The sequence below is a fragment of the Limosilactobacillus reuteri subsp. simiae genome, from assembly GCF_020784875.1.
Classification (GTDB): domain Bacteria; phylum Bacillota; class Bacilli; order Lactobacillales; family Lactobacillaceae; genus Limosilactobacillus; species Limosilactobacillus reuteri_H.
Genome location: NZ_JAJGUI010000109.1, coordinates 43,839 through 61,602, shown reverse-complemented (window position 1 = coordinate 61,602; position 17,764 = coordinate 43,839). Strand labels below are relative to the sequence as shown.

Genomic DNA, 17,764 nt, shown 5'->3' with positions numbered 1-17,764 from the left:
TAAGTATTTTTAAAGTCAGAAAAAATGTTTAAGTTTTTTTAAACAAATGAAACTTTTGTCATTTGTTAATCGTTAAGCATTTTGCTTTTGCTATATCACTCGATAAAGACTTGAAAATCTTTTCCTTCTAATAGCGATCAAGCTTTTTCATATTAATAAATAATTTCTTTTCTTAATTGTTTTATCAAAATATAAATAAGCTCCCCACATTTAGAATTTCTAAATAGTGGAGAGCTTATCTTTCTTATTACACTAAAATGCTATTTCTCTCGTTTCTTCTTCAAACCAGTTAAACCAAGGATACTTGCCAGAGCAACAAATGCGAATCCTAATATAGAACTACTATTTTGGTCATTACCAGTTTGCGGAAGAATATTAGCTTTTGACTTTTCTTTTGATGAAGTCTGAGTTAATTGGTGTGAGATAAAGTGTTGATTTGAAACCTGTTGCCTTTCTTGTTCAACCGGTTCAGTTGGTAATTGATTACCAGACATTACCTTATCACCATTATTTGTTGGTGCTATTGGTTTAGCCGGTACTGATGGTTCAGTCGGTTGTGCCGGTTGAGTTGGCGTTACCGGTTGATCAGGATTAGTCGGTGTCGTGGGCTGATCAGGCGTGATTGGCGTTACTGGCTTATCAGGTTCTACTGGTTGATTATTCTTAGTGTATTCAATCTCAATACTCTGATTTTCGTCACTAGGAATAACCATTTCAGCTGGAATAGAGACCTGACTAGCGGTATAGCCATTAATTTCTGGAGCCGTATATGCTGGCCACTCATCACTACCATCAACTTGCCAGCCACTATAGGTTACCTTGCCAGTAACCGCGTCAAACGTTGCCGTCCTGGTAAATTTAACAGTCTGTGTAATTATCTGGCGTTGTCCATCCGGCAGCTTAACAGTAATAGTTCGTGTTACCTCTTTAGTTAAGGATTCCATCTTCTCGTAAGTAGTTGATGGATTACCAGGAACTTTTCCTGTTGGAGCTTTTTCTCCCGGCTTTACAGTAATCATTTGATGTTTGATCAAAACGACAATATCTGGAATTCCATCAGGAGTAGCCATGACTGTTGCTGGAATTGATTGGCCGGGGATAAGTTCCCAACCTGCTGGCAGAACTGGATTGATCGCAACTGTCTCACCTGTTTTACCTTGGAGCGCAGTCCGTGTAATTTCATTACCATTTTCGTCACGGTAAATGATAAATCCGGTCTGTTCATTAGGAATGTAGTTAATTTCGACAATACTGTCACCACTAGCTGCTGTGACATCCATCTCAGGAACAATACTCATATTTGTCGTGTACCCTGGTACGGTTGCAGGAGTAAAGGCCACAAATTTACCATGATCCCATTTAACGTCAGTAACTTCGCCAGTGACTAAATTCTTAGTCCCAGTTCCGGTTAAGACAACTGTTTGCACGGTTTGTTTATCACCACTTGGCAGGTGCTCAACGATTGCCCGGGTTACCGTCTTATGCTCTTGAATCGTAGTGGTAACTGGCTCAATCACGATCACAGTTGTCCCGCCAGTAATCTTTACTGAATGAGGAAGGTCGCCAGTTGGTTGCCAATTAGTCGGAATTTCTGGCTTGAAGGAAACATCACTGTCTTCTTCACCAGTAACCGTCTGTGTATGGATTACTTGACCATTTGCATCTTGGTAGCTAATAATCTCTTGGCCTTCCTGTGGTTCCGGAATCTTATCGTACGTGATGTCAACCGTTTCATCTGGCGTCTCAGGATTTACCGTCATTGCTGGCACAATCTTTTGACTAGGTACATAGCCCGTAACAGTCGTCGGTTGGTAACTAGCCCATTGCGCAGTGCCTTGAGGAAGCCATTCAGTGTATTTAATTTCACCTGTTACTTCATCAAAGATCGCTGTCCGGGTAAATGTAACTTTTTGTGGAATCGATTGTTCCTTGCCACTTGGGTATTTAACATTGATTGTCCGCGTTGGGGTAACTGTTAGTTGTTCCATTGTAGGGTAGTTCTTGGATGGATCACCAGGAACTTTGCCAGTTGGAATGTCAGTCGTAGGAGTTTCTGGAGTAACAACAACCGTCCCATGTTCAACCTTAACTATTATCGTTGGAATTCCGTCTCCTGTAGCTGTGACAGTCTTTGGAACATCTTGACCGGGAACTAATTGCCAGCCGGCGGGGATTTCTGGAGTAACCACTACTGTTTCACCTGTCTTACCAGTAATTGTTGTAGAACCAATTTCCTTACCATCTACATCTTGGTATGAAATCTTACCACTTTGTTCATTAGCGGTGTAAGTGATGTTGACTGTCTCATCTTGTTGGCCGTTCTTTACTTCAACAGCTGGCACGATGCTTTCACTTACCGTGTAACCAGGAATATTTTCTGGAGTATATGCATCCCATTTAGCCGTTGACCATTTACCATAAATTACGTCACCAGTAACATCATCGTAAGTAGCGTCACGGTAAATCTCAGCTACTTGAGGGATCGTCTGCTTTGTTCCATCTGGCTTAGTTACAACAATCGTTCTCGTAATCGTCTGGTTCAAATCACTTGCATGAGCACCATCAATTACTTCACCTGTTACAGTCTTCTCACCGTCAGGAACTGGGTTTGTATGATTAACATTGGTTATGCCATGCTTAATCTTGATTACTACAGTTGGGATTCCATCTGCAGTAGCTGTGACAGTCTTTGGAACATCTTGACCGGGAACTAATTGCCAGCCGGCGGGGATTTCTGGAGTAATAGTTATAGTTTCGCCAGTCTTTCCGCTAAGTGATGTTGTCCCGATTTCCTTACCATCTACATCTTGGTATGAAATCTTACCAGTTTGTTCATTAGCGGTGTAAGTGATGTTGACTGTTGTATTATCAGTTTCTTGACTTACATCTTCTTCAGCTACTTGAGCTGGATTTGCCGTGTACCCAGGAACTGTTTTTGGCGTGTATTCATCCCATTTACTACTCTTACTATTCAATGTCCAATCACTGTAAGTTATCTCACCAGTTACTTCGTCAAATGTTGCAGCTCTAATAAATTCAACCCTTTGAGTGATTGTCTGCTTAGAACCATCTGGCTTAGTTACAACTATTGTCCGAGTTGGAGTCTTTACAAGATTGTCCATCTTCTCGTAAGTCTTATTTGGATCACCAGATACTTTACCATTTGGAATATCTTCCGTAGGAGTATCTGGAGTTACAATAATCTTCTTGTGCTGAATCTTAACAATAATAGTTGAAATTCCGTTTGAAGTTACAGTAACAGTCTTTGGAATTTCTTGGCCGGGAACTAATTGCCAGCCGGCGGGGATTTCTGGAGTAATAGTTATAGTTTCACCCGTCTTGCCAGTAATTGTTGTTGTCCCAATTTCCTTACCATCTGCATCTTGATATGAAATCTTACCAGTTTGTTCATTAGCGATGTAAGTAATATCTACAGTCTCATCTTGTTGGCCATTCTTAACTTCAACTGATGGAACTACTTTCTCACTTGCAGTGTAACCTTTGATTTCGGCTGGACTAAATTCTTTCCAACTTCCAGTCGACCATTCTCCATAAGTTACTGCACCAGTCACATTATCGTAACTTGCATCACGATAAATCTTTGCGGTTTGAACTTCTGTATTTTTAGTTCCATTTGGAGTGGTTACATTGATTGTTCTAGTAATTGTTTGGTTCAAATCACTTGCATGAGCACCATCAATTACTTCACCTGTTACAGTCTTCTCACCGTCGGGAACCGGATTATTATGATCAACATTGGTTATTCCATGTTCAACTTTAATTACTACCGTTGGAATTCCTTCTGCTGTAGCAGTAACAGTCTTTGGAATGTCTTGATCTGGAACTAATTCCCATCCGGCTGGGATTTCTGGGTTAATTGTCACTGTTTCTCCAGTCTTACCGCTAAGTGGAGTAGTGCTAATCTCATTACCAGCTTTGTCTTGGTAAGAAATAATACCACTTTGTTCATTAGCTGTGTAAGTAATATCAACTGTGACATTCTTTTGACCGTCTTTAACTTCAATTGCAGGAACCACCGCTTCATTTGGAGTGTAGCCATTAATCTTCTTTGGAGTAAATTCACTCCACTTTGCAGTCGACCATTCTCCATAAGTTACTGCACCAGTCACATTATCGTAACTTGCATCACGGTAAAGCTTAGCGGTTTGGACTTCTGTATTCTTAGTTCCATTTGGAGTGGTTACATTGATTGTTCTAGTAATTGTTTGGTTCAAGTCACTTGCATGAGCACCATCAATTACTTCACCTGTTACAGTCTTCTCACCGTCAGGAACCGGATTATTATGATCAACATTGGTTACTCCATGCTTAATCTTAATTACAGTAGTTCCATTTTCAAGCGTAATTTCACTTGGCACACTGCTTGGATCACTTGCTACCCAACCTACTGGAATTTCAGGAGTAAATGAAATCTTAGTTCCTTTAAGCTGCCCCTTAATATCAGTTGAACTAATTACATTATTATCACCATCCACATAATTAATAGTTTGGCTACTATTTTCCAAAGTAAATGTGGCTGTTGAACTGAAGTCAATATTGTAATTTGGATTTTCTTGACGAATCTTATTGATTGCATCCCCACTAAGTTCAACGTCATATGTTCCTGCTTCAGTTAATTGAGCTGGATGACCATCTTTACTGAAGACAAAATCATTCGCTGTTAATCCAGTAATAGTTTGTTGTTGTTGCCCATTTAACGTTACAACAACTGAGTAATTATGAGGATCAAGTTCTAAGTCTTGCGTAGTTTGAGAACCACTTATTGTTGCACTAGCTTTGGCTGGAACAATTACTAGTAATCCCTGACTGCCATCATAACTGTAGTTGTAGTTACTATCAGCTGCTTTGATTGCATCAATTCCAGCTTGACTTAGCTCAACTTGATAAGTATCAACATTTATTGGACTACCAATAACTTGAATATCTTTGTCAGTTAATTGGTAAGTTTGACCATTAGAAAGCTTAACTTCATAGTCACCAGGATTTACGGCTACTATGCTTCCTGTATAAGTAGTTTCTTGACTACCACCAAAACTGATAGTTGCATTTGCCTTAGTAATTATTACGCTAGCTAAGCCCTTGAAATTCCAAGTGTAATTATTGTTAGTGGCAATCTTACTTTGACTAGAATCTTTAAGTTTCAAGTAGTAAGTACCAACATTTACTGGGTTAGCAATTGCTTTTCCATCTTTATCCACCCATTCATAGTCATCAGCAGATAAAGTTGGGGCGGTAAGATTTACACCATTGTTCGTAGAAATAGTGTTAGTAATCTTATCAACATTAATTTCTGGAGTTTGGCCGTTGTAAACCACATCGTAGGAGCCTGAAGTGGTTACATCAGCGTTAGCTTTTTCAATTGTAAAGTCTACCGCATCATTATTGTAAGTATAGTTATAGTGATTACTTTCAAGGTTTCGAATCTGACCTAAGGCTGCCTCGGTTAATCTTACCTTGTAACTACCTGCATCAGTTGGCGCAGGAATTTGATTGCCTTGATCATTCACAAATTCAAGATCTGCAGATTTTAAGACATAAGTTTGGCCATTTGATAACTTCACATTAATGCCGTTAACAACTCCATCAGTAGCTGGAATAACTACTGGATTTCCTGTGTAAATTGTTGAAGCTGAACCATCAAGAGTAATGCTTGCAGTTGCCTTTTCAATATGATAATTACCTTCCCCTTGGCAATTCCAAGTATAGTTGGCATTTCCAGCAATCGCATTTTGAACTTTTTGCCAGCCAGCTCGAGTCAAGCAAACCTGATAAGTGCCAATCTCACTTGGTGCGGAAATCACTCGCCCATTTTGTAAGAATTCATAATCACTGGCAGTTAATTGCAAAGTACTTGGCAAAGCAATGGTCTTTTCATTTAGATTATCAGTAGTGATTTCTGGAATAAAGTTAACTGGATTAATTGTTGCCGGATTACCAGTCCAAGTAACACTTTGATCACTAGTCTTTGGCAAAGTAATCTCAGCCTTAGCTTGACTGATGGCATAAGTATACGCACCGCTAATTGCACCAGTGGCAAAACTGTAGTTAGGGTTAGCAGCCTGAATCCTAGCAATTGAGCTATCCTTAAGCTTCAAGTAGTAAGTGCCAGCATTAGTTGGTAAGCCAGTCATTTCAGTGTAAGTACCGTCTGCATTCTTGGTATACCAAGAATAATCGGCGTCACTTAGCTTAGAAAGATCTAAGCTTTGGCTATCAACTAACCCACTTGGCGTCCAAGTAATTGAATTAAGAACATCACTAACCGTAGTTTCTTGACCATTGTAAACCTTATTGCCATTTCCACCTAAAGTATCAGTAGCTGCTTTTTGATTAATTGTGTACTTAATCGTGCCACTTGCGGTATTAAAGCTGTAGTTAGGATTATCCTTTTGCAATGCTTGCAGAGCAGAAGGTTTCAAACGTGCTTCATACGCGCCAGCATCAGTTGGAACTGCATCTAGCTTCTCACCTTGGGCATCATACCAATCAAAGTCGCTAGCATTAATGCCCTTCATTGATAATGGACTATCAGTAATAAGATCAGTAGCGCTAATCGTTAAGTCATTTACATCTAAACTAGCAGCCTGACCATCGTAAGTCTTTTCTTGATCATTACCAGAAATAGTTACATCAGTAATTGACTTAGGAACGATTTCAAAAGTAGCTGAACCAGTAATAGCGTTCTCAGCAAATGCTACATTTGATTTACCGTCTTGACCTGTACCAGCTAAAGCACGAATATAGTTTTCAATATTTGCAATACCATCCTTGGTTAACGTAATGGTGTACTTACCAGCATCAGTCGGAGCAGAACCATTTTCTGTACTCCAAGTATAGTCACCACCTTTAAGAGTATAAGTCTTATTACTAATAGTAACACCTGGATAGTCGACAGTTACCACAATTTGACCATTACTGTTGACTTGAGCAGTTGTTACTGGCTTCCCAGTGTAAGCTCCAGAGTTAGAACCAGCTAACTTTCCAATTGCATTGGCTTGATTGATTGTATAAGTATAACTGTAGCCATTAATTTCATTAGGAATTGCGAAGTCAGGATTAGCAGAAGCTAAAGCAGCGATTCCCTTTTCATTTATCTTAAATGTATACGTACCAACATTGACTGGGAAACCTGTAACTATCTTGCCATTTGAATCAGTAATAGTGTAATCATCCAAAGTCAAGGTGTCAGTATTAAGCTTCCAAACTTTACCATCACTGTCTGTTGCCTTAAGACTACCAACTATAGTAGACAAGTCAATTTGCACAGCCTGTCCAGTATAAGTTTGACTACCACTAGCAGGATCTGCTTCGAGCTTAGCAATATTGCGTGCCTTAATTTCAAATAAAGCACTACCCCCAATATTGTCAGCTAAAATCTTCATTGCACCCTGATAATCAGAGTTATTAGCCATCCAATTGTTTAAGTACGTTATTACTTTGTCTTTATTCAAAGTAATGGTGTAAGTACCCACTTGGCTTGGTGCCGTCTTCAATAATTGACCATTACTGTTCCAATTATAAGTGCCAGGATCCAAAGGTAAGTTAATAGTATGCCCATTAGCAGATACACCCACATAAATCAATGGTTGATTAGTAGTTGGATCTTTAGAAACTAGTTCATCAAAACTTACTGGTTGATCATCATAAATTTTCCAATTTGCACCATTAAGTTTAATTTCAGGTGTAATTTGGTTGATATTAAGCGTACCGGTACTATTGTCGTATTGATACTTCACGTTATCAGTTGATTGCGTTGCTAGCTTCTTCCAGCCATTTTCAGTTAAACGAACATGGTAAGTTCCAACCTTAAATGGATTAGTTGAAGTAGTGCCATCTTGACGCTTAAATGATGTAATGACATTACCATTATCATCAACAAATTCATAATCACTAGGAACTAACTGAACACCTGCTGGTAGAGTCAAAGGCTGACCATCATCACGAACAGGATTGGTAATTAATTGATCCCCATTTTTACCACCGTAAACCACAAACTTAGGTACAAATTTAGTTGGATCAATTGCTACGCCTTGGTTATCCCAATCAGCATTCTGAGTACCGTCGACTTCAATATGAACTACTTCTGGATAAATCGTGTACTGGAAGTCACCGACTTTAAGTTTGTAGTTAGGGTTGGCATTATCAAGTTCTTTTTGGCCCTTAGCATTTAATCTTAAGTTATAAGTACCGATATCTTTAATTGGGTTAGTTTGATTACCCTGTGTACCGTAATCTACAGTATCATCGAACCACCAGTCGATACCATCGATAGTCAAGCCATCTACACTATAACCAGCATCAGTAATTGCTTTCTTATATTGAGCAAACTGTTCTTCTGTCAAGGCAGCTGATTGTGCATCAAATGTTTTACCAGCTGAGCCTTCAGTAATATTGACATTTTGACGCGCAATAATTAAATCAGCTGATTGTTCCAAACTTTCTGGAACAGTAAAGTTTGTTGACAATTTACCAAGCTTTTCAAGACCCTTGCTATTTAAATAAATCTTGTAAGTTCCGGCATTAGTTGGATCAGTTACCACCTGGCCTTGAGCATTCTTAATAGTAAAGTCATTAGCTGTTAACGCATTGACACCTGTTGCTGGAATAGTTGGTACAGTCAAACCGTCTGCACTTATTGTTACGTTAACGCCGTTAGATCCACCAATGTTGATCTTCTTAGCCTTACCATTGTAATTTTCATTTTGAGTGCCGTTGACAGTAACTGTCATCCGGACTGCATTGATAGTATATGAACCTGCAAAGTTAACAGTCCAATTTATATTTTGCTTCGTGATGTTTCCTTGAGCGTCTATTACGTTACCAAGTTGCTTGATGTGATTTTCACCAACAGTTGTTAAACGAATAGTGTAAGTTCCTGCATCAGTAGGATCAACAACTACAGACCCTGCTTCATTTACATACTCATAGTCACCCTCTTGCAAAGAGTAAGTTTTGCTCTTTGCACCTGGATAATCGACATTAACTGTAATATCTTGTTTGCCAATTGGCTGTGCGTTGTATGTGCTACTGTTAGTAAACGAACCCGTAGCAGTACCCTTAGCAGCGGTAATTACATAAGTGGCATAATTTTGACTCCAATTGTAATTATCACCATTATTACCAGTTGCATCTTCAATCTGCTTAATCATGTATTCATTCAATCCAACATAGTAAGTACCGACATCAGTTGGCTTGTTTGCTAATTCAATGTAGCTTCCATCCACATTCTTAGTATAGAAGACTAGGAATTGCATATCCCCAGCATTCAAGTATGAACTATCACTATAAATATTTGTTGTTACTGTGACAAAGTACTTGTCATGTTTTAAGACTGCTGGTTGTCCAGTATAAGTCTCAGTTTGACCACCAGATAAGGTAATCGTACCAGTACCCTTAGTGATTTCATGTGTAGCACTTGGAGATAACTTATAAGTGTAGTTTTCTGTACCAAATTTTTGTTCCAAATCACTAATAGCTGCGGCAGTCAATTGAACATCATACGTACCAATATTAGATGGTGTACCATTCTTGTAAGCTAAATCAGTATTTTTCAAATTATAAGTTAAAGTTAACGGTTTACCATCTGTACCATAAATAGTTTCAGCAGGTGTGATTGTCAATGTATAACTGCCCGCACTTAAGTCATACTTACCAATAACAGAACTAGGAACCTTACCATCTTTATTAATCAAAGATACTGTCAACTCGTTCTTGTTTACAGTGTAGTTAGCGGTCACTGAACTGGCAGTAAATTGGCCATTATCAACTGTAATATCAGAGCTGAAATCATAGTTGCTACCTGTAGCTCCATTTGCAAACTCTTGAAGTTTCTTAAGTCCTGCAGAACTAAGCCGCACTTGATAAGTACCAGCAGTAGTTGGTGCGCCATTAACGAACTCAAAGTCACTTGCATCCCACTTAATACTATCAAATGCATTTTGATCGTCACTAAGAACACCACTATTTTGGTTACCAGAAACTGGTCCAAAGCTAATTGAATAATTTCCATCTTTGAGCGAAACTGCTTGACCATTGTAAGTAGAACTTGGTGTTCCATTGATAGTAAAGGAAACTTGACGGTGTTTTACAACATACCAAGCGTTAGTGTTTGGATCATTTGATAACTTGTAGTCAGGATGTTGAACATTAAAGTTATCAATTACACTTTGCTTTACCTTAACTACATATTGGCCAGCGTTTAATGGTAATCCGTTCTGATCAGTTGGAATACCATTGGGCACTTCAACAGTCAAATCATCCGCAGTTATCTCAATATTATGTTTATTACCAGCTATATCAGTCCAAGTTAAAGTGTAATTACTTGGATCAAGTGCTGGCATTGGATTTGAGCCATAGTTGGCAAACTGCTTACCAGTAAAGGTAACATTAGATTCCTCAGCATAGATCGTGTAACGAGCATAAGTGTCGCCAATTACAAACTTGTAATTCTTATTTTGATCATTCAATTGATTCAAAATTGAATTCTTTAGTTGAACATAATATGGATTATTTTCTTGATTGGTAGAATTAGCTGCTGTTGGTGTTTGACCATTCTTATCAACTACTTCTAAATCATCAGCTGATAAAGTGAACTTAACATCACCAGGAGCAGTAGTTGTAGTGTGATCACCCCAAGTTAAGGTTAAATTTGAAATATTAGATACTTTGGCTGGTTGACCATTATATATTTGAGATGAATAACCATTCAAAATTAAATTAATTGTCTTTGGAGTAACTATAAAGCTTCCATTAGTAAACGTTAAATTGTAGTTATTGCCATAAATGTCTTGTAATTGCTTCTTATAAGCATCACTTAACGCGATAGAATAAGTTCCCGCATCAGTTGGGGCCCCCGTAACAAAGGCTAAGTTAGCTGCAGTTACATTTGTTGAAGTAGTCTGACCTGGTAATTGAATAGTGTAACTACCTTCACCAGTTGAAGCGGCTTGACCGTCGTAAACATGCGTACCGGTACCATTAAGAACAATTGTTGCATCTGCTTTCTCAATGGTGAAGTTAGCCATATTAGCTGTCTTATCAAGAGTGTATTGGTAATTTTCGCCATCAATCTTATTTATATTACTTAAACCTACTTGTGACAAAGTTACCTTATAATCACCAGCATTTACTGGAGCATCAATGTATTCACCATTGCCATTAACAAAGGCTAAGTCACCTGGCTTAAGAGCGTAAGTTTTACCATTGCTTAATGTAACTGTAATGCCCTTTACTGATCCATCACTATTAACTGGGAAGCTAGCTGCTTGTCCATTGTAAGTCATTGAACTTTCTCCATTTAACTTGATGGAAACTTGAGCCTTAGTAATTTCATAACTACCATTTGCGTTATTGATCCAAGTATAGTTGGCCGTATCTTTTTCAATCTTATCCAAGCCACTTTGCTTTAACTTAATAATGTAATTGCCTACAGCAGTTGGGGTAGAAATTGCTTGACCGCTTTGGTCATAGAATTGGAAGTCACTAGCTTCTAATCCACTAGCAGTCAATGTTCGACCATTGTTAGTTGAAATTGTAACAGCAAAGTTATCTGGATTAAGAACAGTTGGCTGACCAGTCCATGGCGTATTTTGATTACCAGTAGTAAAGGTAATTGTTGCCGTCGCCTTATCAATAATCCATTGCCAACCGTTGATATCGTTACCAGCACTATCTTTAGCAAAGACAAAATTATAGTTTGAGTTAAGTTTATCCATGTCACTAGTGGTCTTAAGGCGCAATGTGTAAGTGCCCACATTAACTGGAACAGTAGTCATTACATTACCAGCTGAATCTACCCATTCAAATTGATCACTGGATAAAGATGGATATATAAGCTTATCGCCATTAACAAGACCAGTCATGTTAAAGTAGCCCTTCATAGCGTCACTACCATAATCAACCGAAACACCTTGTCCATTGTAAATAACATGCTTGGGCTCACCAGTAAACGATACCTGAACTTGAGTTGGATTAATAACATATTCCTGAGCGTTATTTGTTACATTATCACTTGTCCATGAGAAGTTAGTGTAAGAACGCTCCAATTCGGTGAGTGCACTATCACTTAAACGAACTTGGTAAGTGCCGGCATTCTTTGGAACACTAGTTGTCCATTGACCATCAACATAATATTCAAGATCACCGTCTTTAAGTGTTACGGTCTGACCACTAGGCAAACCAACACCACTGATTGTCAATGTGTAACCTGTAATGTTGTGAGCTTGACCATTATAAGTATCAGTTTGTCCACCGCCAAGAGTAATTGTTCCTTTAGCCGGCGTAATATCAAATTGATAGTACTTACTATAGTCAATAGTTACATCATAGTTGGTATTATCACGCTGCAAAGTATCAATACCACTATTGGTTGATGTTTCTGGCAAGATACCAATGTAGTAAGTACCAACATTGATTGGCGTTTGAACTGGATTGCCTTGTGCATCCTTACCAGTGAAGACAGAATAAGTTCCATCAGCATTCTTGACGTACCATTGGAAGTCAGCCTTATCAAAGGTATTAGTGTTTAAAGTTTCACCATTTACAAGGCCATTAGCTTCTAAATGTTTAATTAAGTCTTGCAAAGGCATTTCAGCACCGCCGCCTGTATAAACAGATGATGATTGACCGTCTAGATAAACAGTGAGTGGCTTTTTGTTAATCGTGTAGGATGCTTGTCCAGTAACTTGTGCATTATTAAAATCCAAGTTACCTTTCAAGTAGCTATAGGTAGGATCTTGGTTTACCAAGTCCTCAAGAATAGTCCTTACTTGATTAGCTTTAAGTTGGATAACATAAGTACCGGCATTCTTTGGCGCGTTAATTTTAATGCCATTGCTGTACCAGTCATAATCACCTGTGTAATCCATATTAGGATTGAAAGCATAGGTGACCTTAGTGATTCCACCACCTTGCTCTGGCACAGTTAATTTAATTGTAATTGTATTATCTCTATCTTGCTTAATTAATTCAGCCGAAGTTACTATCTGACCATCATATATATTAGAGCCATTTCCACTCAAATTAAGATTTGGAGCATATTGACTAATTGTCAAAGTACCACTGCCAGTATCAGCTAGCTTAACATTAGCAAAGTTAATATTAGGGTTAGCTTGTTCAATTCGATCAAGACCAGCTTGGGTTAATCGAATAGTATAAGTACCAGCATTAATTGGGCCAGAGATTTGACCATTATTATTGATTGTTGCCAAAACAGTTTTACCTGTTGAGTCGATAAATTCAAAGTCGCCAGATTGAAAAGTGTAATTGTTTAATCCTGCAAGCGGCTTGCCATCTGTACCTTTAATTACAATTGATGGTGCGTTATTAAAATTAGCGTCGTTTAAAACAGCTGAACCATTGTATGTTTTTTGAACACTAGCACTAAAGGAAACCGAACCTACTTGAGCTTGATTGATTGTGTAAACAAATGCTCCTTCAACTTTTGAAATATCATAGTTAGGATTTTCTTTATCAAGTGTTGTGATATAGTCATTGTTCAAGATCAAATAGTAAACCCCTGCATTCACTGGTTGACCTTGAAATTTGATGTATTGGTCGCCACTCTTGGTGTACCAAGCATAGTCATTGGCAGTAATACTATGATTTAAATTAAAGTCTTTGTTATTACTTGTATCTCTTCCTGCCCAAGTAATTTTGTTATAAATACTTGTACCATCAATTGGTTGACCATTGTAATCTCGTTCATAACTACCGCCAATAGTTGCAATAGCTTTTGCCTTATCGATAGTGTACTTGATCGTGCCACTTGCAGCATTAAAGCTGTAGTTAGGATTGTCTGCTTGTAATGTTTGCAAAGCAAAAGGTTTCAAACGTAGCCCATAAGTGCCAGCATTAATTGGAGCAGATTCAAGTTTAGTACCATTTGCATCATACCAGTCAAAATCACTAGCAGTAATGCCTGTCATGGATAACGGCGTATTTGCAATAGTCCCATCAGCACTAATTGTTAAACCAGCACCATCTACACTAGCTTGCTGACCGTCGTAAGTCTTGCTTTGATCTCCTGAAACAGTAACATTAGTAATTTGCTTAGGATTAATAATATAAGTGGCAGTACCAGTAATAGTTGACTGACCATCCTCTTCCCACTTAATACTGTTATTACCATATGCTTTTATAATATTTTGTTTACCTTGAGCTGTCCAACGTAACTCATAAGTACCAGCATTAGTTGGCAAAGCAATCGACCAAGTTTGACCATTATCAGATGAGAATTCAACATCTCCAGCTTGTAAGCTATAGAGATTAGCTGTAGGTCCTGTAACTGTAACATAGATTGGGTCATCACCAGGACCATTATTAAGGTCCTTAAGAGTAATTGGGCTGCCAGTATAGGTTGATTCAGTAGTGCCCGACAAAGTTGCTGTTGCAACTGCGGTATAAGTTATATTGATCACCGTATCAGGCGTATCACCATTAACAGTCTGAGCTGGAATAGGTCTAGGAAATGGAAGATTTAGCGTTGTTTCAGTAGTTGTCCCATCAGGATTAGTAACAATTTGTTTGATAACTCTCGTGTAATTGTTAGGAGATGTGATATTACCAAACCGTCCCCACTGACCTGTCGTCCAGCCACTTCCAGTAAAGCCATCAAATACTACACCACTATCATCAGCATTTACACGTACAGGTCTAGTAAGCGTAGCTGATTGTGTTGTGGTTTGGGTAACTGACGGTTGGCCCGGCTGATTTGGTGGTGTGACGTTAATTACGCGATTAACTGTTTTTTCGGTTAACGATTTAGGTACATAGTAAGTTGTTAATTTACTGCTGATATTAGCTGCCGTTCCAAAGTTAGTAGTTGATTGACCATTAACTTGAGAATCCACTTTCACATAGCCGTCAGGAGCTTCTGGTGCATTTACTGTAATATTGCTACTACTATTTGTTGGCAAATTCCAAGATCCACTAGCTACTTGGAGCCCATTGGTACCCTTACTGGTGTTTAATTGCCAATCGCCATAAGTAACTTTCCCAGTTACTAAATCTTTAGTAGCTTGACGAATATAGTAAACATCTAAAGTTGCTGAATCAAAAGGTGTCTCTTCAGATGTGCCGTTTTCATTAATCTTAACGAAATCAGCTGTCACCGTACGTGTTTCTTGTGCGCCTGGGTCCGTATTGGTTACGTCTTGTGTTTTATGAACTAAGTGAACTGTCATATTTGCGCCATATAAAGCTTCAGCAATCTCGTCAGCTTCTTCGCTTGTAACAGCAGCGTGTGCTGGTTGGTCTAAATCATTAAGATGCGCATTAAAAGAACTAAGATTGTCCGTAGTAAGCCAAATAGCATTAGGGATCGTCCAAGTACAGTTAGGATTAGAAAATGGTACCCAGCGATCACCAGCTAGAATTACACTGTTAGGAACGCCACTTACCCCGACAGATTGATAATTTCCAGTATTTATATCTGGAAATGCGATGCTATTCCAACCTCCATTAGGCACATTATTCCAAGTATAGGCAGCAAGTTCTTTATTTTCCGTATCATCCCAATAAGTAATTGTAAACTGCATTTGTTGAGTAACGGTAACCTTAGCAGTAGCTGGAGCAGTTACGGCAGTGTATTGCTGACCATTTACAGAAACTGGATAAGTTGCAATAACTTTAACATTATAGGTTCCTACTTGATTCCAGTTTGGTTCACTATTATCAGCAAATTCAAAAGTAGTACCTGCTGGGAAATCTGCACTATTAGCAACTAAATCTTTAGCAGTTAAGCTATTTCCTTTATAGACAGTCTTGTCTCGAATCTGAATTTCTTTCTTTTGATCTGCCGGAATAGTAACAACTTGATATGTAGCATCTGCATAGTTAACCAAATGATTATTGTGACCAGTTACATCATCAACAGGGGCAGTTGAAACTCTCTTTAATACATAGTTATGTTCAGTAACATAATCCTCAAGCTTTTGATCAACCATCTCTTTGTAACTATTAATGGCATCGGTCATGTTACTTGCACCAGCTGCATCATAAACAACAGGGAACGAAATAGTAGTAAGTTGGCTACCACTGGCATTATTAATTGTAATAGTGTGCGTATTACTATTCTTGCCAGATAAAAGGGTGTAAAGAGCCCCACTAGTCAAAATAATTGGTTGATTGAAAGTACCAAAGTTACCAAGACCCAAACTGTTTAACTTATCAGCAGTAAGTGTAGCGTTATCGCCAAGGTAAACCACAGACTTGTTATTATTAATGACACTTGAAGCACTAGTTACCTTGCTAAAGTCCCACTTAGAAAGGTCAAGGTACTCGGTTTTTGAGCCTTGAAATATAGCAGACATGTTCGTGACATTGCTCGTGTTCCAGTTAGCAATCGCACTTGCATCAACCAATGATCCTTCATTAGCAAAAGTTGCATTAAGATTAGTGACCTTGCTGGTATTCCAGTTTTCCAAACCATGCAGGCTAGTTAGAGCCTGGTTAACATTAAATGCCCGATTCAGATCAGTCACATTGCTAGTATCCCAATTAGCTAAGGCACTAATGTCAGTCAAATTAGCATCACTCATAAAAATGACACCCATGTCTGTTACATGACTTACATTCCAATTTTCTAGACCTTGTAAGTTCGTAAAACTATTATTAGCAAATGCAGTGTTGAGTTTTTGTAAACTGTCAGTCTTCCAATTGCTCAAAGGAGAAAGATCTGTAACTTTGTTAACATTGTTGAAAATCCGAGTCATATTCGTAACTTTTTGAACATCCCAGTTTTCCAAGCCAGTTAAGCTAGTCACGCCCGTCGCATTTTGGAATAAAAGGGACATATTAGTTACATTGGAAACATCCCAATCACTGATTCCAGTCAAAGCTGATAGGTTAGAAGCACCTTCAAAAGTACTTTGCATCGAAGTAACACTACTGGTATCTAAACTATTGGCATCTAAATTAGTCAAATTCGTGTCATTTTTGAATGTATTATCTAAATTAGTGCTTACAAGCTTAATCTTCTTATCATCAGTCTTACTAAAAGCAATAGTAGCAGCATTTTGCCAGCTTTTAATTAAATCATTCGAGATCGACACTTGAAGATTATTAGTTGATTTTCCTGCTTGCTCAAAGTCAGCCTCATTAGGCACAATAATGTGAGTTTGATCACCAGTATAGCCCGTTAATTGGTAATAATTGTTTCCATCAAAAGTGGCCGTCTGCCCTGTCCACTTAGAGGTATCTAATGTCCCCCAAGTAGCAGAATCATATCCGCCATTAGTAGTAGGTAACGTGGCTGTTGTTGCTTCTTGAAGTGCTTCATTAGCAGGGGTGTCAGCATTATTTACATTGAGAGCAAGAAAAGCATTTTTATTTTCTTCACTATTAATTTTGTTTGCAACAGAAGCGGCACTTAAAGTTTCAGTATCTTGAGCAGTTGTAGCTTTTTGTTCACTGGTTTTAGAAGTATCAGTAGTATCATCTACAACATTTTTCTTCGTTTCACCAGATTGCTGAGTACTCTCAGTCACTGAACTTTGCGGTTGCGTCGATTCAGCTGCAGTTACAGTGCTGCCACTTGCTTGCGTTGTTGCTGGGGTAGTCGTATTTGCTTGGACACTAGCATTTACTACCGCAGTTGCTCCAAAAGCCAGCATAAAAGTAGCACAGGCAGTAATCCACTGTTTTTTTGCTTTGTATAATTTATAATTCTTATTTTTGGGAGTCATGCTCCGTAAAGGATTATTTTTACTCATAAGATATCCCCCGTCTCTTAGTCATTTATCCG

General features: G+C 38.4%; 1 protein-coding gene. It reads right to left on the bottom strand.

The window, feature by feature from the left end:
- Positions 1 to 260: 260 nt before the first annotated feature.
- Positions 261 to 17,732: an MBG domain-containing protein gene (locus LMC10_RS07330; protein WP_229269351.1), complete on the bottom strand. Its 17,472-nt coding sequence runs from the start codon at positions 17,730 to 17,732 to the stop codon at positions 261 to 263.
- Between the last annotated feature and the right edge of the window lie 32 nt (positions 17,733 to 17,764).

Coding starts and splice junctions, on each gene's coding strand:
- LMC10_RS07330 (WP_229269351.1), bottom strand. CDS start 17,732: ATGAGTAAAAATAATCCTTTACGGAGCATGACTCCCAAAAATAAGAAT.